Source organism: Streptomyces sp. URMC 127, assembly GCF_051386535.1.
GTDB lineage: Bacteria > Actinomycetota > Actinomycetes > Streptomycetales > Streptomycetaceae > Streptomyces.
In genome coordinates, this window is record NZ_JBPQTW010000007.1 from 37,545 (window position 1) to 54,862 (window position 17,318).

General features: G+C 72.4%; 16 protein-coding genes. 8 read left to right on the forward strand and 8 right to left on the reverse strand.

Annotated elements, in window-relative coordinates; genetic code table 11:
• Entirely contained in the window at window positions 1-1,230 is a 1,230-nt protein-coding gene (locus tag ACSNOH_RS03605) for a hypothetical protein (protein ID WP_436719694.1), read from the reverse strand.
• Window positions 1,231-1,536: 306 nt separating this feature from the next.
• Between ACSNOH_RS03605 and ACSNOH_RS03610 the strand changes: the two genes are divergently transcribed.
• The 6 genes from ACSNOH_RS03610 (at window position 1,537) to ACSNOH_RS03635 (ending at window position 9,474) form a co-directional block, all read left to right on the forward strand.
• Window positions 1,537-3,834: a SulP family inorganic anion transporter gene (locus tag ACSNOH_RS03610; RefSeq protein ID WP_436719695.1), complete on the forward strand. Its 2,298-nt coding sequence runs from the start codon at window positions 1,537-1,539 to the stop codon at window positions 3,832-3,834.
• Between the two features lie 144 nt (window positions 3,835-3,978).
• Window positions 3,979-5,940, forward strand: coding sequence for an acetate--CoA ligase (gene acs, locus ACSNOH_RS03615; protein ID WP_436719696.1), 1,962 nt, complete (start codon window positions 3,979-3,981; stop codon window positions 5,938-5,940).
• A 223-nt stretch (window positions 5,941-6,163) separates the two neighbouring features.
• Window positions 6,164-7,561, forward strand: a complete 1,398-nt coding sequence (nhaA, locus tag ACSNOH_RS03620) for a Na+/H+ antiporter NhaA (RefSeq protein WP_436719697.1) — start codon at window positions 6,164-6,166, stop codon at window positions 7,559-7,561.
• A gap of 66 nt (window positions 7,562-7,627) precedes the next feature.
• Window positions 7,628-8,095 carry a phage holin family protein gene (locus ACSNOH_RS03625; protein ID WP_436719698.1) on the forward strand — a complete coding sequence of 156 codons (468 nt, stop codon included), beginning with the start codon at window positions 7,628-7,630 and terminating at the stop codon, window positions 8,093-8,095.
• A complete protein-coding gene (locus tag ACSNOH_RS03630; protein WP_436719699.1) occupies window positions 8,092-9,099 on the forward strand; it encodes an alpha/beta fold hydrolase in 1,008 nt (335 codons plus the stop codon). The genes ACSNOH_RS03625 and ACSNOH_RS03630 overlap by 4 nt, the downstream gene beginning before the upstream one ends.
• Before the next feature lie 162 nt (window positions 9,100-9,261).
• Entirely contained in the window at window positions 9,262-9,474 is a 213-nt protein-coding gene (locus ACSNOH_RS03635) for a hypothetical protein (RefSeq protein WP_436719700.1), read from the forward strand.
• Window positions 9,475-9,595: 121 nt separating this feature from the next.
• On the opposite strand, the gene ACSNOH_RS03640 is transcribed toward ACSNOH_RS03635, so the two are convergent.
• The 3 genes from ACSNOH_RS03640 to nth all read right to left on the reverse strand — a co-directional run bounded on the left by ACSNOH_RS03640 (window position 9,596) and on the right by nth (window position 12,399).
• Window positions 9,596-10,795, reverse strand: coding sequence for a MarP family serine protease (locus ACSNOH_RS03640; RefSeq protein WP_436719701.1), 1,200 nt, complete (start codon window positions 10,793-10,795; stop codon window positions 9,596-9,598).
• A gap of 81 nt (window positions 10,796-10,876) precedes the next feature.
• The gene (locus ACSNOH_RS03645) at window positions 10,877-11,560 is read right to left on the reverse strand and encodes an NUDIX hydrolase (protein WP_436719702.1); all 684 of its coding nucleotides are present in this window, start codon (window positions 11,558-11,560) and stop codon (window positions 10,877-10,879) included.
• Window positions 11,557-12,399: an endonuclease III gene (gene nth, locus ACSNOH_RS03650; RefSeq protein ID WP_436719703.1), complete on the reverse strand. Its 843-nt coding sequence runs from the start codon at window positions 12,397-12,399 to the stop codon at window positions 11,557-11,559. Before nth ends, ACSNOH_RS03645 begins: the two co-directional genes overlap by 4 nt.
• Before the next feature lie 343 nt (window positions 12,400-12,742).
• Between nth and ACSNOH_RS03655 the strand changes: the two genes are divergently transcribed.
• Window positions 12,743-13,417 (forward strand): Crp/Fnr family transcriptional regulator, encoded by a 675-nt coding sequence (locus ACSNOH_RS03655; protein ID WP_030367278.1) that lies wholly within the window; start codon window positions 12,743-12,745, stop codon window positions 13,415-13,417.
• Window positions 13,418-13,671: 254 nt separating this feature from the next.
• Here the strand turns inward: ACSNOH_RS03655 and ACSNOH_RS03660 are convergent, their stop codons facing one another.
• The 4 genes from ACSNOH_RS03660 to ACSNOH_RS03675 all read right to left on the reverse strand — a co-directional run bounded on the left by ACSNOH_RS03660 (window position 13,672) and on the right by ACSNOH_RS03675 (window position 16,109).
• Window positions 13,672-14,505 carry an MBL fold metallo-hydrolase gene (locus tag ACSNOH_RS03660; protein WP_436719704.1) on the reverse strand — a complete coding sequence of 278 codons (834 nt, stop codon included), beginning with the start codon at window positions 14,503-14,505 and terminating at the stop codon, window positions 13,672-13,674.
• The gene (locus tag ACSNOH_RS03665) at window positions 14,502-15,389 is read right to left on the reverse strand and encodes an NUDIX hydrolase (protein WP_436719705.1); all 888 of its coding nucleotides are present in this window, start codon (window positions 15,387-15,389) and stop codon (window positions 14,502-14,504) included. Before ACSNOH_RS03665 ends, ACSNOH_RS03660 begins: the two co-directional genes overlap by 4 nt.
• Window positions 15,390-15,489: 100 nt before the next feature.
• Entirely contained in the window at window positions 15,490-15,954 is a 465-nt protein-coding gene (locus ACSNOH_RS03670; protein ID WP_436719706.1) for a RidA family protein, read from the reverse strand.
• Entirely contained in the window at window positions 15,951-16,109 is a 159-nt protein-coding gene (locus tag ACSNOH_RS03675; RefSeq protein WP_086785308.1) for a DUF4177 domain-containing protein, read from the reverse strand. The genes ACSNOH_RS03670 and ACSNOH_RS03675 overlap by 4 nt, the downstream gene beginning before the upstream one ends.
• A gap of 92 nt (window positions 16,110-16,201) precedes the next feature.
• Between ACSNOH_RS03675 and ACSNOH_RS03680 the strand changes: the two genes are divergently transcribed.
• Window positions 16,202-17,194 carry an ArsA family ATPase gene (locus ACSNOH_RS03680; protein WP_436719707.1) on the forward strand — a complete coding sequence of 331 codons (993 nt, stop codon included), beginning with the start codon at window positions 16,202-16,204 and terminating at the stop codon, window positions 17,192-17,194.
• Window positions 17,195-17,318: the final 124 nt, after the last annotated feature.

A 17,318-nucleotide genomic window follows, 5' to 3' on the forward strand; every position in this document is an offset into this window, starting at 1 on the left:
CTAGCCCGCGGCCCGCCTGACCTGCCGGGCGGCGGGGAAGCGCTCCCAGCCGCCCTCGGGCGCCCGGCCGACGTCGAGGCCGCGCAGCGCCCTCAGAAGCCGCTCGTCCTGTGCGTCGAGCCAGTCGGCCAGTTGCTTGAAGGACACGCAGCGCACCTCTTCCTTGGTGCAGACGGTCTTGATGACGTTCTCCACCGCCCGCATGTAGGTGCCGCCGTTCCAGGACTCGAAGTGGTCGCCGACGAAGAAGGGCGCCCGGTTGCCGCGGTAAGCGCGGCGGAATCCGGCCAGGAGGCCGTCGCGCATCTGCTTGCCCCAGGCCCGGTGCAGGGCGCGGCTGCCGCGGGTGGTGCCGGACTGGTTGGCGAGGAAGTTGTAGTCCATCGACAGGGTCTCGAAGCCTGCGCCGGGCACGGGGACGTCCTGCAGCGGGAAGTCCCAGAGGCCGCCCAGCTTGCGGGGCCAGACCTGCCTGCCGCCGATCGAGCTCGCGTCGTAGCGGAAGCCCATCGCCCTGGCGGCCCGGATGAGGTTGCGCTGGCCTTCGAGGCAGGGGGCGCGGCCGCCGACGAGCTCCTTGCCGTAGTCGAACGGAAGCGGGTCCTCTTCCTTCAGGCCCGCGTTCGTCTTCCAGTTCCGCACGAGGGACCGGGCCTGGCGGATCTCGCTCTTCCACTCCCTGGGCGACCAGGTGCCCACCCCCCGGTCGGGGCCGCAGAAGTGCCCGTTGAAGTGCGTGCCGATCTCGTTTCCCTCCAGCCAGGCGCCGCGGAGCTGTTCCGCGGTGTCCCGGACGCCCTTGACGGTGTTGAAGCCGATGTCCGAGGCGCCGGCCCGGTGCCGGGGCGGCTTGTAGAGGCGCCGCTTGCTCGCGGGAAGCATGTACACGCCGCTGAGGAAGTAGGTCATCGTCGCGTGGTGCTTCCTGCCGACGGCGCGGAAGCGGGAGAAGAGGTGCTGCCCGTCCTCGCCCGAGCCGTCCCAGGAGAAGACGACGAACTGCGGCGGCCTGTGCCCGGGCTGCAGCCGGTCGGGAGTCGGCTGCCCGGGCTGGGGGCCTGTGTCGGCGGTGGAACCGTCGCCGATGAGGCGGACGGGACGGCGCCCGGCCTCGGGGTCGGCCGCGCCGCGCGGCGCGGCGGGGTCCGCACCGCCCGAGCAGCCCGCCGAACCCGTCGTCAGCGCAAGGGCCGTGAGGCAGCCCAGTGCCACTTTCCAACCAGCGGCCATCAGCCACCTCTGCCTTCGCTGCCTGCCCGATGCCTGCCCGATCCGGCGCTTCACCGTCGCACAATCGACCCCCTAAATCGGTATTACAGGCAGATAAAATGACGAATTCACTCAATAGATGGAACCGCGCCTATTTTCGAGCGACCACTCTTCCCTCAGCTCTTTACTCTCCATTACGATCCGTTTACCCAGAGTTGAGTTACCGCCGAGTTACCCCGCCACCGCAGCCGCTCCCGCCGCTGCGCGCCGTGACCACGGCCGTGTCTTCAGCGCGTCCGCGCCGCCCCGACGAAGACGGGAACGCCTATGCAGCCTCAGCCACCATCGACGCACCCTCCGCAGGCAGCCGCCGACGGACGGGATGTGCCGGATTCCACCGGCCAGTCCACCTGGCGCCGGGATCTCGCCGCTTCCTTCGTCATCTTCCTCATCGCGGTGCCGCTCTCCCTGGGCATCGCGCTGGCCACCGGAGCACCGCTCCAGGCCGGGCTGGTGGCGGCGGCGGTCGGCGGGATCGTCGCGGGGCTGCTGGGCGGCGCGCCGCTCCAGGTCAGCGGCGCGGCCACGGGCCTGGTCGTGGTCACGGCCGAGCTGGTGCAGCAGTACGGCTGGCGGGCCACGTGCGCGATCACCGCCCTCGCCGGCCTGACCCAACTTGCCCTGGGCACCGCGCGAGTGGCCCGCGGAGCGCTGGCCGTCAGCCCGGCGATCGTGCACGGCGTGCTCGCCGGCATCGGCGTCACGATCGCCCTCGGCCAGCTCCACGTCGTCCTGGGCGACACCCCGAACAGCTCGGCCCTGGAGAATCTGGCCGCCCTCCCCTCCGAGCTGAGCCATCCGCACCCCTCGGCCCTGCTGGTCGGGGCCGTCACTGCGGCCGTCCTGGTGGGCTGGCCCCGGCTGCCGGGCCGGGCCGGGCAGTGGCTGCGTACGGTTCCCGCCCCGCTGGCCGCCATTGCCGTCGCCACCGGAGCCAGCACGGGACTGTCCGTGCCCCGTGTCTCCCTGCCCGAGTGGCAACTGCAGGCGCTGCCCGCACTGCCGGACGGGCCGGTGCTGGGCATTTTCGCGGCGGTGCTGACGGTCACGCTCGTGGCGAGCATGGAATCGCTGCTGTCCGCAGTGGCCGTGGACCGGCTGCGTGCCAAGCGCGCGGGCCTGCCGCAAGAGCCGGCCGAGCTCGACCGCGAGCTGGCCGGCCAGGGCGCGGCCAATCTGGTGTCCGGGCTCCTCGGCGGCCTGCCGGTCGCCGGCGGCGCCATCCGCGGCGCGGCGAACGTGGCGGCGGGGGCCGCCTCCCGCAAGTCGACGGTCCTGCACGGGCTGTGGGTGCTGCTCTGCGCGGGCCTGCTCACGTCGGTCCTGGAGCTGATCCCGCTCGCGGCCCTGGCCGCGCTGGTGATGGTGGTCGGCGTGAAGATGGTGAGCTTCGCGCACATCAAGCACGTGCAGCGGCACCGCGAGTTCCCCATGTACGCCTCCACGCTCGGCGCCGTGGTGCTGTTCGGCGTCCTGCAGGGCGTCGTCGTGGGCATCGTGGTCACGGCGTTCCTCTCGCTGCGGCGCCTCGCCCACACACGCATCACCGTGGACGAGGAGGACGGAAGCCACCTGGTCCGCGTCAGCGGCCAGTTGACGTTCCTCGCGGTCCCCAAGCTGAGCCGGGCGCTCGCCCAGGTGCCGCCGTCGGCAGCCGCGGTCGTGGAGCTGGGCGGCTCCTTCATGGACCACACCGCCTACGACACCCTCCAGTCGTGGACCAACGCCCATCGCGCCCGAGGAGGCTGGGTCACGCTGCGGGGCCGCGGCGGGCAGCCGATCGCCGAGCCGGCCAGCACGCACGCGTGCCGCCCCTGGACGCCCTGGCGCAACCACCACTGCACCCGGCCCGCCGCGCCGGCCGACTCCCCCACCCCCGGCGGCGGCCGGCAACTCCTCGGCGGCGTCAGTGCCTTCCAGCGCAATACGGCCCCACTCGTGCGGGCCGAGCTGGCACGGCTCGCCCGCGAGGGCCAGTGCCCCACGCAGCTCTTCCTCACCTGCGCCGACTCCCGGCTCGTCACCAGCATGATCACCTCAAGCGGCCCGGGCGACCTCTTCACCGTGCGGAACGTCGGCAATCTCATCCCGCCTCCCGCCACGGACGGGTCGTGCGACTCCGTCGGCGCCGCCGTGGAGTACGCGGTGGAGGTGCTGAAGGTCGGCAGCATCACCGTGTGCGGGCACTCGGGGTGCGGCGCGATGCAGGCGCTGCTCGACTCCGAGGGCGGGCAGCCCGGCTCACCGCAGACCACGCTCACGCGCTGGCTGCGCCACGGCCGCCCGAGCCTGGCCCGGATGCAGCGGATCGGCCGGCTCGGCCGCGGCGAGGTGGCGGTGGCCGACCGTCCTGTGGCGGATTCCCTCGAACGGCTCGCGCTCGTCAACGTGATGCAGCAGCTCGACCACCTGATGGCCCACGCCTGTGTCGCCCGCCGCGTGGCCGAGGGGTCGCTGCAGCTGCACGGCATGTACTTCCACGTGGGCGAGGCCCAGGCCTATGTGCTGGACCCGCCCTCGCGCACCTTCACGGCCGTGCGCCCCGAGGTCCTCGACGCCGTCTGAGCCGCTTCTACAGGTCTAAACCATTTTTTATCAACAGCCCTTGTCAGGGTGTGCCCCGGGCTGGTGAGCTATGCCCCGGGACACTACGGGCACCCAGGGACACAGCACGATCACCCAACGGGCACCCTGAGAAAGGGAGATGTCGTGAGCAACGAGAGCCTGGCCAACCTCCTGAAGGAGGAGCGCCGCTTCGCACCGCCTGCCGCCCTGGCCGCGAGCGCCAACGTCACCGCGGAGGCCTACGAGCAGGCGAAGGCTGACCGGCTGGGCTTCTGGGCCGCGCAGGCCCGCCGGCTGAGCTGGGAGACCGAGCCCACCGAGGTCCTCGACTGGTCGAACCCGCCGTTCGCCAAGTGGTTCGCCGACGGCCGGCTCAACGTCGCGTACAACTGCGTCGACCGCCACGTGGAGAACGGCCTGGGAGACCGCGTCGCCCTGCACTTCGAGGGCGAGCCCGGCGACACCCGCACCATCACCTACGCCGAGCTCCAGCGCGAGGTCTCCAAGGCGGCCCACGCCCTCACCGAGCTCGGTGTGCAGGCGGGCGACCGCGTCGCCATCTACCTGCCCATGATCCCCGAGGCCGTCGTCTCGATGCTCGCCTGCGCCCGGCTCGGCGCTCCGCACTCGCTGGTCTTCGGCGGCTTCTCCGCCGACGCCCTCGCCACGCGCATCAACGACGCCGACGCCCGCGTCGTCATCACCGCCGACGGCGGCTACCGCCGCGGCAAGCCCTCCGCCCTGAAGCCCGCGGTGGACGAGGCCCTCACCCGCCCCGGCACGGAGGACGTACGCAGCGTCCTCGTCGTCCGGCGCACGGGCCAGGAGGACATCGGCTGGACCGACGGCCGCGACGTGTGGTGGCACGAGCTCGTCGAGCGCCAGCCCGAGGAGCACACGCCCCAGGCCTTCGACGCCGAGCACCCGCTCTTCATCCTCTACACCTCGGGCACCACGGGGAAGCCGAAGGGCATCCTGCACACCACCGGCGGCTATCTGACCCAGGCGTCCTACACCCACCACGCCGTCTTCGACCTCAAGCCCGAGTCGGACGTCTTCTGGTGCACCGCCGACGTCGGCTGGGTGACCGGCCACTCGTACATCGTCTACGGCCCGCTCAGCAACGGCGCCACCGAAGTGCTCTACGAGGGCACGCCCGACAGCCCCCACCAGGGCCGCTGGTGGGAGATCGTGCAGAAGTACGGCGTCACGATCCTCTACACCGCGCCGACCGCGATCCGCGCCGCCATGAAGTGGGGCGACGACATCCCGGCCAAGTTCGACCTGAGCAGCCTGCGCATCCTCGGCTCGGTCGGCGAGCCCATCAACCCCGAGGCCTGGGTCTGGTACCGCAAGCACATCGGCGGCGACCGCACACCGGTGGTCGACACCTGGTGGCAGACCGAGACGGGCACCATCATGATCAGCCCGCTGCCCGGCGTCACCGAGACCAAGCCCGGCTCGGCCCAGGTCCCGCTGCCCGGCATCGGCGCCACTGTCGTGGACGACGAGGCCCGCGAGGTGCCGGACGGCTCGGGCGGCTACCTCGTCCTCACCGAGCCGTGGCCGTCGATGCTGCGCACCATCTGGGGCGACGACCAGCGCTACCTCGACACCTACTGGTCCCGCTTCGAGGGCAAGTACTTCGCGGGCGACGGCGCCAAGAAGGACGACGACGGCGACATCTGGCTGCTCGGCCGGGTGGACGACGTCATGCTCGTCTCCGGTCACAACATCTCCACCACCGAGGTCGAGTCCGCGCTGGTCTCGCACCCGAAGGTCGCCGAGGCGGCGGTCGTCGGCGCGACGGACCCGCAGACCACCCAGGCGATCTGCGCCTTCGTCATCCTGCGCAGCGGCGCCGAGGAGGAGGGCCTGGCCGAGGAGCTGCGGGCGCACGTCGCCAAGCAGCTCGGGCCGATCGCCAAGCCCAAGCGGATCCTGCCGGTCGCCGAGCTGCCCAAGACCCGCTCCGGCAAGATCATGCGCCGCCTCCTGCGCGACGTCGCCGAGAACCGCACCCTGGGCGATGTGACCACCCTGACCGACTCCTCGGTCATGGAGCTCATCCAGGCCAAGCTCCCCACGGCCTCCAGCGAGGACTGACCGCAGGGGCCCCGCCCCCAGGAAGGGCGCCCGGCTGCTGCCGGCGCCCTTCCGCCCGCCCCCCCCCCCCCCCCCCCCCCCCCTTCCGCTCGTCCCGATTCACCCGTTCCGGTTAGGGTGAGTGGTGGTCGCGTAAAAATCGCGACAAGAATCAGGGGCGCGCCGGGAAGTCTGGTCGGCACACAGCACACGTGTATCCGCCCACCCCTGGAGGTCCCCCGCCGTGGCCGCGCCCAAGAACCGCCGCTCCGTATTCCTCGGCCGGTTGCCACTGCCCGAGCGGAACTACCTCGCCGACGCCCTGCGCACCGAGACCGTCGGCGGCGTGCTCCTGCTCGCCGCCGCCGTCGCCGCGCTGGTCTGGGCGAACACCCCCCTGCGCGGCAGCTACGAGACCGTGCGCGACTTCCACTTCGGTCCGGGCTACCTGGGCCTCAACCTCTCCGTGCAGCACTGGGCGGCCGACGGTCTGCTCGCCGTCTTCTTCTTCGTCGCGGGCATCGAGCTCAAGCGCGAGCTGGTCGCCGGGGAGCTGCGCGACCCCAAGGCGGCGCTGCTGCCCGTCATCGCCGCGATCTGCGGCATGGCCATGCCCGCGATCGTCTACCTCACGGTGACCGCCGGCGGAGGCGGCTCCACGGCCGGCTGGGCGGTCCCCACCGCGACCGACATCGCCTTCGCGCTCGCCGTCCTGGCCGTCATCGGCACGGCCCTGCCCTCGGCGCTGCGCGCGTTCCTGCTCACCCTGGCCGTCGTCGACGACCTGTTCGCCATCCTCATCATCGCGGTCTTCTTCACCCAGAGCCTGAACTTCGCCGCCCTGGGCTTCGCCGTGCTGGGCCTCGCCGTCTTCTGGCTTCTGCTCCGCAAGGGCGTCCGCGGCTGGTACGTCTACGTGCCGCTCGCCGTCGTCAACTGGGCGCTCATGTACAACAGCGGCGTGCACGCGACCATCGCGGGCGTGGCCATGGGCCTGATGCTGCGCTGCCACCGCCACGACGGCGAGCGGCACTCTCCCGGGGAGCACATCGAGCACCTGGTGCGCCCCCTCTCGGCGGGGCTGGCGGTGCCGCTGTTCGCCCTGTTCTCGGCGGGCGTGGTGGTCTCGGGCAGTGCGCTGTCGGACGTCTTCACCAAGCCCGAGACGCTGGGCGTCGTCCTCGGCCTGGTCGCCGGCAAGACGATCGGCGTGTTCGGCGGGACGTGGCTCGCCGCGCGGTTCACCCGGGCCGAGCTCAATCCGGATCTGAAGTGGCCCGATGTGTTCGCCGTCGCCTCGCTCGCGGGCATCGGCTTCACGGTGTCCCTGCTCATCGGCGAGCTGGCCTTCGGCACCGACCTGCTGCTGGCCGACGAGATCAAGGCGGCCGTCCTCGTCGGCTCGCTGATCGCCGCGGTCCTCGCGAGCGTGCTGCTCAAGCTGCGGGACAACAAGTACAGGAAACTGTGCGCGGACGAGGACCGCGACGAGGACCACGACGGCATCCCCGACATCTACGAGCAGGGCAACCCGGACTACCACCTGCGGATGGCCGCGATCCTGGAGGCGAAGGCCGCCGAGCACCGCAGGCTGGCCGAAGTCGTCGGCAGAGACACCACCCGGGACCATGGTCCGGCATGATCTGAGAGTCTTTACATCCGCCGAAAGCCCGCGGATGACGTGGCGACGAAGATGAGGGAGCAGCCGATGAGCGCAGCCGACGACGGTGCGAACGGTGCCAACCGCACTCTCGGCCAGCTGGTGGCGACGGCCACCACCGAGCTGTCCGCGCTGGTGCACGACGAGATCGCACTGGCCAAGGCCGAGCTGCGGCAGGACGTCAAGCGCGTCGGCATCGGCGGCGGCGCGATCGGCGCGGCGGGCACGCTCGCGCTGTTCTCGCTGCCCGTGCTGAGCTTCGCGGCCGCGTACGGCATCCACAACCTCGGGCTCGGGCTCGCCTGGTCGTTCCTGATCGTCGGCGGCGCGTTCCTGCTGATCGCGGCCCTGCTCGGGCTGCTGGCGGTCTCGAAGTTCAAGAAGGTCAGCAAGCCGGAGAAGAGCATCGCCTCGGCGAAGCAGACGGCCGCCGTGCTCTCGACCGTCAAGCCGCACCCGCGGCCGCTGACCGACACGAGCCCCGCGGACGCATCTGTGACACGCTCGACCGTATGACGGTGCCCGATACCCCCGCAGCGCCCGCGTCGCCCGACTCCGCCCTCCCGGCCGCCGCGCCGGGACCGGCCCCGACGGGCGTCCCGGGCGGCTCCGCCACGTCGGTCGTCCGGCTGGAGGGGCCCTGGGCCCACCGGGACGTCGCGGCGAACGGCGCGCGGTTCCACATCGCCGAGATGGGCGACGGGCCGCTGGTCCTGCTGCTGCACGGCTTCCCGCAGTTCTGGTGGACGTGGCGGCACCAGCTGCCGGCGCTCGCCGGTGCGGGGTTCCGGGCGGTGGCCATGGATCTGCGCGGGGTGGGCGGCAGCGACCGTACGCCGCGCGGCTACGACCCGGCCAACCTGGCCCTCGACATCACCGGCGTGATCCGGTCCCTGGGCGAGCCCGACGCCGCTCTGGTCGGCCACGACCTCGGCGGCTACCTTGCGTGGACGGCGGCCGTGATGCGGCCCAAGCTGGTGCGCAGGCTCGCGGTCTCCTCCATGCCGCATCCGCGCCGCTGGCGCTCGGCCATGCTCGCCGACCCCCGGCAGAGCTCGGCGAGCAGCCACATCTGGGGCTTCCAGCGGCCGTGGATCCCCGAGCGCCGGCTGGTCGCGGACGACGCGGCGCTGGCCGGGCGGCTGGTGCGGGAGTGGTCGGGGCCGCGGCAGCCGGACGACGAGACCGTCGACACGTACCGGCGGGCCATGTCGATCCCGTCGACCGCGCACTGCTCGATCGAGCCGTACCGCTGGATGGTGCGGTCGATGGCGCGGCCGGACGGCCTCCAGTTCAACCGGCGGATGAAGCGGCCCGTACGGGTGCCCACGCTGCACCTGCACGGTTCCCTCGATCCGGTGATGCGCACGCGCAGCGCCGCGGGCTCCGGGGAGTACGTGGAGGCGCCGTACCGCTGGCGGCTCTTCGACGGGCTCGGCCACTTCCCCCACGAGGAGGACCCGGTGGCCTTCTCGTCCGAGCTGATCAACTGGCTGAAAGATCCGGAACCGGACCGCTGACGCCTGGCCGAAAGCATCCTGGCCGGACAGACGGCGGACGGACCACGCTCCGTAAACCGAAGGGGAACGTCCGTTCTTCGAACGGCCAATTGCCCGGCGCATAGGCCGATTGAGCGACCCCCGGGCGATTACCGACCTTTCGGCCCGGGCACAGAGCACGGTATGGGCTGGACGCACGACTACCGTGACGTGACGCAGGAGCGGGGCGCCGAGGGCGACGCCGCGCTGATCGTGAGCGAGATGCCGGAGAGGGCCGGGAGGGTCGAGCACCGGCCATCAGCCGGGCACGACCCGCGCATCGGCATTCCGCGCATCATCCGGCGCCGCGCCCGGTGGGTCTCGGCGCGGCTGCGGCACCACCCGCGCAGCCGCTGACCCGCCCGCGCGGCGGCCGGCCGTTCGGGAACAGCGCCCGGGCGGGCCCGTCCAAGGGCCCTGCAGGGGCCCGCAAGGCCTCAGCAGCGCCTGGAAGGGCCCGTGGAGGGGCTCAGAGGGCTCAGAGAGCACATCCCTGGGTGTTGACCCGCTCGGTCGCCCTGCGGCCGCTGGTGGCGTCACCGCGCACCTCGTCCGCCGTCAGGGCGTAGCCCGTCTCGGCGTCGTCGAGCGACTTGGCGAAGACCACTCCGTAGACCCGGCCGTCCGGCGTCAGCAGGGGCCCGCCGGAGTTGCCCTGGCGGACGATCGTGTAGAGCGAGTAGACGTCGCGGCGGACGTTGCCGCGGCGGTAGATGTCCGGGCCGTTGGCCTGGACGCGGCTGCGGACCCGCGCGGCGCGCACGTCGTAGGAGCCGTTCTCCGGGAAGCCGGCCACGATGGCGCCCTTGCCGCTCTCGGCGTCCGCCTCGGCGAACCGCAGCTCGGGCGCCTCCAGCTCCGGCACGTCCAGCACGGCGATGTCGCGCTTCCAGTCGTAGAGGACGACCTTCGCCTCGTACTGCCTGCCCTGCCCGCCGACCTGGACGGTCGGCTCGTCGACGCCGCCGACGACGTGGGCGTTGGTCATCACCCGCTGCGGGGCGAAGACGAAGCCGGTGCCCTCCAGGACCTTGCCGCAGCTGGGCGCGGTGCCGACGACCTTGACGATGCTGCGCTGGGCCGCGGTGGCGACGGGGCTGCCCGCGAGCGCCGGGTCGGGGGCGGGCACGTTGGTGATCGGCTCGGTGGAGAAGGGCGCGAAGACCTGCGGGAAGCCGTTCTGCGCGAGGACCGTGCTGAAGTCCGCGAACCAGGTGTTGGCCTGCGGGGGCACCACCCGGGCGACGCCGAGCAGCACCTTGGAGTTGCGGACCTCCTTGCCGAGCGTCGGCAAGGAGGTGCCCGCGAGGGCGGAGCCGATCAGCCAGGCGACCAGCAGCATCGCCAGGACGTTGACGAGCGCGCCGCCCGTGGCGTCCAGGGCGCGGGCCGGGGACCAGGTGATGTGCCGGCGGAGCTTGTTGCCCAGGTGAGTGGTGGCGGCCTGGCCCACGGAGGCGCAGACGATGACGATGACGACGGCCGCTATGGCCGCGGCCATGCCCGGCGTGGCCTCTCCGGTGGCGCTGTCCCAGATGACGGGCAGGAGGTACACCGCGACGAGGCCGCCGCCGATGAATCCGATCACCGAGAGCACGCCGACCACGAAGCCCTGGCGGTAGCCGACGACGGCGAACCACACGGCGGCGATCAGCAGCACGATGTCCAGCACGTTCACCGGGTATGCCTCGCAATGATGTCGTCTGCGGTGTTGCCGGGCCGGGGGACGGCGCGGGCCGGGATCACCGTCTCATGCCCGTCAGGCCCGCTGGTCCAGCGGGACCCGCCGTTCGCGGTCCCAGGGGCGCTCCCAGCCGGCGTAGTGCAGGATCCGGTCGATCACACCGGCGGTGAAGCCCCACACGAGGGCGTCCTCGACCTTGAAGGCCGGGCCGGTGTGGCCGCTCGGGTGTATCGCGGTCGCCCTGTTCCGCGGGTCGGTCAGATCGGCGACGGGCACGGTGAAGACGCGGGCGGTCTCGGCCTCGTCGACCGGCTGCACGGGGCTGGGCTCGCGCCACCAGCCGAGCACGGGCGTGACGACGAACTTGCTCACGGGGATGTAGAGCTGCGGCAGGACGCCGAAGATCTGGACGCCCGCGGGATCCAGGCCGGTCTCCTCCTCGGCCTCGCGCAGGGCGGCGCGCACGAGGCCGCCGGAGGCGGGGTCGCCGTCCTCCGGGTCGAGGGCACCGCCGGGAAAGGACGGCTGCCCGGCGTGCGAGCGCAGCGTCCCGGCGCGCTCCAGGAGGAGCAGCTCCGGGCCCTTGGGGCCGTCGCCGAAGAGGACGAGCACGGCGGACTGCCGGCCACCGGTCTCCGGCGGCAGGAAACGGCTGAGCTGATGGGGCTCGATCGTCTCCGAGGCGCGCGCCACGGGCTCCAGCCACTCGGGCAGGCCCTCGGCGGTGACCGCGGCCCCTCGGCCGTACGTGCTCGTCATGCGTCGTCGCCTCCCAGCGGCGGGGCCGGCAGGCCCGGGTAGTCGGGCGGGGGCTTCAGCCGCTGGCCGGGCTTGCCGCCCTTCTCGTACTTGAGGAGCTTCGCGGCCTTCTCCGGATCGGTCTCCCCTTCGCCGTAGGAGGGGCACAGCGGGGCGATCGGGCAGGCACCGCAGGCGGGCTTGCGGGAGTGGCAGATGCGGCGGCCGTGGAAGATCACGCGGTGCGAGAGCATGGTCCACTCGCTCTTGGGGAAGAGCGCGCAGATCTCCGCCTCGACCTTCTCCGGGTCGGTGGCCTCGGTCCACTTCCAGCGCCGCACGAGCCGGCCGAAGTGGGTGTCCACGGTGATCCCCGGCCTGCCGAAGGCATTGCCGAGGACGACGTGGGCGGTCTTGCGGCCGACGCCGGGGAGCGAGACGAGGTCCTCTATGCGGCCGGGCACCTCGCCGCCGAAGCGGTCGCGGATCGCGGCGGACAGGCCCATGAGCGACTTGGCCTTGGCGCGGAAGAAGCCCGTGGGCCGGATGAGCTGCTCCAGCGCCTCGGGGTCGGCCGCGGCCATGTCCTCGGGCGTGGGATAGGCGGCGAAGAGGGCGGGCGTGGTCTGGTTGACGCGCAGATCCGTCGTCTGGGCGGAGAGGACCGTGGCGACCAGGAGCTCGAAGGGATTCTCGAAGTCGAGCTCGGGGTGGGCGTAGGGATAGACCTCGGCGAGGGCGCGGTTGATGCGGCGGGCGCGGCGGACGAGGGCGGTGCGGGACTCCCCTCCGGCGGCGGCCGGGGCGGCCTCCGGAGCCTTCGCTGTCTTGGACGTCTTCGAGGTCTTCGACGCGGTCACGGCCTTCGCGGACTTTGCGGAAGATGTCGCTCCGCTTTCCCTTTTGGCCTTACTTGCGCCTTTCTTCGCCGCCGCAGCCGCTTGTTCGCCCACAGCGGAATTACGAGGTGGAGTCACCCTTCCGGCCCCCTTGCCCTGTGCTCTCACCGGCGTATTGGACACCCGGCCAGACTAAGGCCCACCACTGACATCCGGTCCTCGCGCAGAAAAACCACAGCCCAATCGGACCCCTGCCGTAGGGCTTCGGGCGACGATGCGCGACACTTGTGTTTGATCACACAGTTTTACCGACGGGCATCATGGGGACCACGGTCCCCTGTGCATGTCGACAAGGAGAGAACTCGTGGACGACGTTCTGCGGCGCGCCCCGCTCTTCGCGGCGCTCGATGACGAGCAGGCCGCTGAGCTGCGCGCCTCCATGGGCGAGGCCACCCTCGCGAGGGGCGACGCCCTGTTCCACGAAGGGGACCCCGGCGACCGCCTCTACGTGGTGACCGAGGGCAAGGTGAAGCTCCACCGCACCTCCCCCGACGGCCGCGAGAACATGCTGGCCGTCCTGGGCCCCGGTGAGCTCATCGGGGAGCTGTCGCTCTTCGACCCCGGGCCGCGCACCGCCACCGCCACCGCCCTCACCGAGGTCAAGCTGCTCGGCCTCGGCCACGGCGACCTGCAGCCCTGGCTCAACGCCCGCCCCGAGGTGGCCACCGCCCTGCTGCGCGCCGTCGCCCGCCGGCTGCGCCGCACCAACGACTCGATGTCGGACCTCGTCTTCTCGGACGTGCCCGGCCGCGTCGCCAAGGCCCTGCTGGACCTGTCGCGCCGCTTCGGCGTGCAGTCCGAGGAAGGCATCCACGTGGTGCACGACCTCACGCAGGAGGAGCTGGCCCAGCTCGTCGGCGCCTCCCGCGAGACGGTCAACAAGGCCCTCGCCGACTTCGCCGGCCGCGGCTGGCTGCGTCTGGAGGCCCGTGCGGTGATCCTCCTCGACGTGGAGCGGCTCGCGAAGCGCTCCCGCTGATGCGGGCCGTGCCGGGCGTGCACGCCGCACGCCCGGGGCGCACGGCCTGACGGGAGCGCCCTCCGGCGCGCCCACGAGCTCGGAAGGCCCCTGCCACGTACGGCAGGGGCCTTCGGCATGCGCATGCTTGCAGACGCAGGCCTGCACGGGCCTACGCGCGCGCACGCGCGCGTCAGGAGCTGCGGACCTACGCGCGCGCACGCGTCAGGAGCTACCGGAGCCGGCAGCTCCCGGCCCGCCGCCGCAGCCGCCGCTCACTGGATGAGCCCGTGCTCCCCCAGGTACTCCAGCTGCGCCCGTACGGACAGCTCCGCAGCCGGCCACAGCGACTGGTCGACGTCCGCGTAGACGTGGGCGACCACCTCGGACGGCGTGCGGTAGCCGCTCTCCACGGCGGTCTCCACCTGGGCGAGCCGCTTCGCCCGGTGCACGAGGTAGAAGTCGACGGCGCCGCGCGCGTCGTCGAGGACCGGGCCGTGGCCCGGCAGCACCGTCCCGACGCCCTCGTCCACCGTCAGCGCGCGCAGGCGGCGCAGCGAGTCCAGGTAGTCGCCGAGGCGGCCCTCGGGGTGGGCGACGACGGTCGTGCCGCGGCCCAGCACCGTGTCGCCGGTGAACACCGCCCCGTCGGCGGGCAGGTGGAAGCAGAGCGAGTCCGCGGTGTGGCCGGGCGTGGAGATGACGTGCAGCTCCAGCCCGCCGGTGGTGACCACGTCGCCGATGCCGAGCCCCTCGCCGCCCAGGCGCAGCGCCGGATCCAGGGCCCGTACGTTCGTGCCGGTCAGCTCGGCGAAGCGAGCCGCGCCGCCGGAGTGGTCGGGATGACCGTGCGTGAGCAGAGTGAGGGCGATGCGCTTGCCGGCCGCCTCGGCGGCCGAGACCACGGCCTGCAGGTGGGCCTCGTCCAGCGGACCGGGGTCGATGACGACGGCGAGGTCGGAGTCCGGTTCGGCGACGATCCAGGTGTTGGTGCCGTCGAGCGTCATCGGTGACGGGTTGGGGGCGAGGACACAGGTCGCGCGGGCGGTCGCGGGGCCGCCGAGGGCCCCTGTGCGGGGCTGGCCGGGGAGTTCGGTCGCGGATGTCATGAGTCGGCCTCCGAAGGTCCCGAGGGTTTCATGGCGACGTGCCGGGTGAATTCGTCGTGTCCGGGCCAGCTCAGCACGATCTCCTCGCCCTCCAGGCGCGCCTCGGCCAGGACGGGGGTGAGATCCCTGTCACGCGCGGCGGCGAGGGCCTCGGCGGCGCTGCCGTACGGGCGCAGCTGCCGCAGCGTGGAGATGGTGGGCGGCATCATCAGCAGCTCGCCCCGGTCGAAGCCGGCGGCCGCCTCGGCGGGGCCGATCCACACGGTCCGGTCCGCTTCCGTGGAGGCGTTGCGGGTGCGCTGGCCCTCGGGGAGCGCGGCGACGAAGAACCAGGTGTCGTAGCGGCGCGGTTCGAACTCCGGCGTGATCCAGCGCGCCCAGCCGCCCAGGAGGTCGCTGCGCAGGAGCAGGCCGCGCCGCACGAGGAAGTCGGCGAACGCCAGCTCGCGGCTGACGAGTGCGGCCCGGTCGGCCTCCCACTCGGGCCCGGTGGTGTCCGCGACGACCGTGCCGGGGGTGGGGCCCGCGAGCAGCACCCCCGCCTCCTCGAACGTCTCCCGGACGGCGGCGCACACGATGGCCTGGGCGGAGACGGCGTCGACGCCCAGGCGCCGGGCCCAGTCGGCGGGCGCGGGGCCCGCCCAGGGCACGTCCCGCTCGTCGCGCGGGTCGACGGAGCCGCCCGGATACGCGTACGCGCCTCCGGCGAAGGCCATGGAGGCGCGTCTGCGCAGCATGTGGACGGCCGGGCCGCCGGCTCCGTCGCGCAGCAGCAGGACGGTCGCGGCGCGGCGCGGGCGCACGGGGTCGAGCTCGCCCCGCGTGAGCGCTCTGATCCGGTCCGGCCACTCCGGCGGGTACCACTGGCCGTTCGAAGTCGACATGGCCGGATGCTATGCGCTCACGGGCGGATGTTCGAGGGGACGCCGGGGGCCGGGGCGGCCCGGGGGACGGCCCGGAGGGGCGGAGGGGGCCGGAGCCCGCTCAGGCCTCGACCTCGACCACGAACTCGACCTCGACCGGCGCGTCCAGCGGCAGCACCGCGACGCCGACCGCCGAGCGGGCGTGCACGCCCTTCTCGCCGAGCACTTCGCCGAGCAGCTCGCTGGCGCCGTTGAGGACGCCCGGCTGGCCGGTGAAGTCGGGGGCGGAGGCGATGAAGCCGACGACCTTCACCACGCGGACGATGCGGTCCAGGTCACCGACGACCGACTTGACGGCCGCCAGGGCGTTCAGCGCGCAGATCCCCGCGAGCTCCTTGGCCTGCTCGGGGCTGACCTCGGCGCCGACCTTGCCCGTGACCGGGATGGAACCCTTGACCATGGGCAGCTGGCCGGCGGTGTAGACGTACGCGCCGGAGCGCACGGCCGGCTGGTAGCTGGCCAGCGGCGGCACGACGTCGGGCAGGCTCAGCCCGAGCTCGGCGAGCCGGCTCTCGACGGCGCTCACGGCTTCGGCCGCTTGAGGTAGGCCACCAGCTGCTCGGGGTTGTTCGGCCCGGGCACGACCTGGACGAGCTCCCAGCCGTCCTCGCCCCAGGTGTCCAGGATCTGCTTGGTCGCGTGCACGAGCAGCGGCACGGTGGCGTATTCCCATTTGGTCATAGGCCGACTGTAATGCCTCCCGCCGGCGGCGAATGACCTCATGTCGCCACCTGGCGCCACAAGGGCGTTGCCGACGAATTAGGCTCCGATTCATGAGCAGGCTCCATGTCGTCAGCGGCAAGGGCGGAACCGGCAAGACCACGGTCGCCGCGGCACTCGCGCTTGCCCTCGCCGCCGAGGGCAAACGCACTCTCCTGGTCGAGGTCGAAGGCCGTCAGGGCATAGCCCAGCTGTTCGAGACGGAGGCGCTGCCGTACGAGGAGCGGAAGATCGCGGTGGCGCCGGGCGGGGGCGAGGTGTTCGCCCTGGCCATCGACGCGGAGCGGGCGCTCCTCGACTACCTGCACATGTTCTACAAGCTCGGCAGTGCCGGGCGGGCGCTGCGGAAGATCGGCGCCATCGATTTTGCGACAACGATCGCGCCCGGGCTGCGCGACGTCCTGCTGACCGGAAAGGCCTGCGAGGCGGTGCGCCGCAAGGACCGCACCGGCCGCTTCACGTACGACTACGTGATCATGGACGCTCCGCCCACCGGTCGCATCACCCGCTTCCTCAACGTGAACGACGAGGTGGCCGGGCTCGCCCGGATCGGCCCGATCCATAACCAGGCACAGGCCGTCATGCGGGTGCTCAAGTCGCCGGAGACGGCCGTGCACTTCGTGACGCTGCTGGAGGAGATGCCCGTCCAGGAGACCCGCGACGGCGTTGCCGAGCTCCGCGCGGCGGGCCTGCCCGTGGGCGGCGTGGTCATCAACATGGTGCGTCCGGAGATACTGGACGCGGCGGCCGTCGAGGCCCCCGCGAACGGCCGGCGGACCGCCGTCGCACGGTCCCTGTCGCTCGCCCTGGAGCGCACCGGGTTCGGTGGCGCCCGCAACCCCGGCCTCGCCGAGCAGCTCGTCGATCCGCTGCTGTCCGAGGCCCGCGAGCACATCGAGCGGCTCGCCCTGGAGCGGAGCGGCCGCGCGGGCATAGCGGCGCTCGGCCTGCCCACGTACGAACTGGAACTGCTCGGCGACGGCGTCGACCTGGCGGGGCTCTACCGCATGGCGCGCGAACTGCGGAAGCAAGGAGTGGCGCGTTGACAGCAGACTCGTTGACAGCAGGGTCGTCGGCGGCAGATTCGTCGGCAGGGGGCTCGTCTACAGCAGAGTCGCCGACGGCAGGGTCGCCGACGGCAGGGTCGTCGGCAGCAGATGTACCGGCCCG

What these genes read in the sequence shown, in the direction of transcription:
- ACSNOH_RS03605 (WP_436719694.1), bottom strand. Translation starts at nt 1,230, where the DNA reads ATGGCCGCTGGTTGGAAAGTGGCACTGGGCTGCCTCACGGCCCTTGCG.
- ACSNOH_RS03610 (WP_436719695.1), top strand. Translation starts at nt 1,537, where the DNA reads ATGCAGCCTCAGCCACCATCGACGCACCCTCCGCAGGCAGCCGCCGAC.
- ACSNOH_RS03625 (WP_436719698.1), top strand. Translation starts at nt 7,628, where the DNA reads ATGAGCGCAGCCGACGACGGTGCGAACGGTGCCAACCGCACTCTCGGC.
- ACSNOH_RS03630 (WP_436719699.1), top strand. Translation starts at nt 8,092, where the DNA reads ATGACGGTGCCCGATACCCCCGCAGCGCCCGCGTCGCCCGACTCCGCC.
- ACSNOH_RS03635 (WP_436719700.1), top strand. Translation starts at nt 9,262, where the DNA reads ATGGGCTGGACGCACGACTACCGTGACGTGACGCAGGAGCGGGGCGCC.
- ACSNOH_RS03645 (WP_436719702.1), bottom strand. Translation starts at nt 11,560, where the DNA reads ATGACGAGCACGTACGGCCGAGGGGCCGCGGTCACCGCCGAGGGCCTG.
- ACSNOH_RS03660 (WP_436719704.1), bottom strand. Translation starts at nt 14,505, where the DNA reads ATGACATCCGCGACCGAACTCCCCGGCCAGCCCCGCACAGGGGCCCTC.
- ACSNOH_RS03665 (WP_436719705.1), bottom strand. Translation starts at nt 15,389, where the DNA reads ATGTCGACTTCGAACGGCCAGTGGTACCCGCCGGAGTGGCCGGACCGG.
- ACSNOH_RS03675 (WP_086785308.1), bottom strand. Translation starts at nt 16,109, where the DNA reads ATGACCAAATGGGAATACGCCACCGTGCCGCTGCTCGTGCACGCGACC.
- ACSNOH_RS03680 (WP_436719707.1), top strand. Translation starts at nt 16,202, where the DNA reads ATGAGCAGGCTCCATGTCGTCAGCGGCAAGGGCGGAACCGGCAAGACC.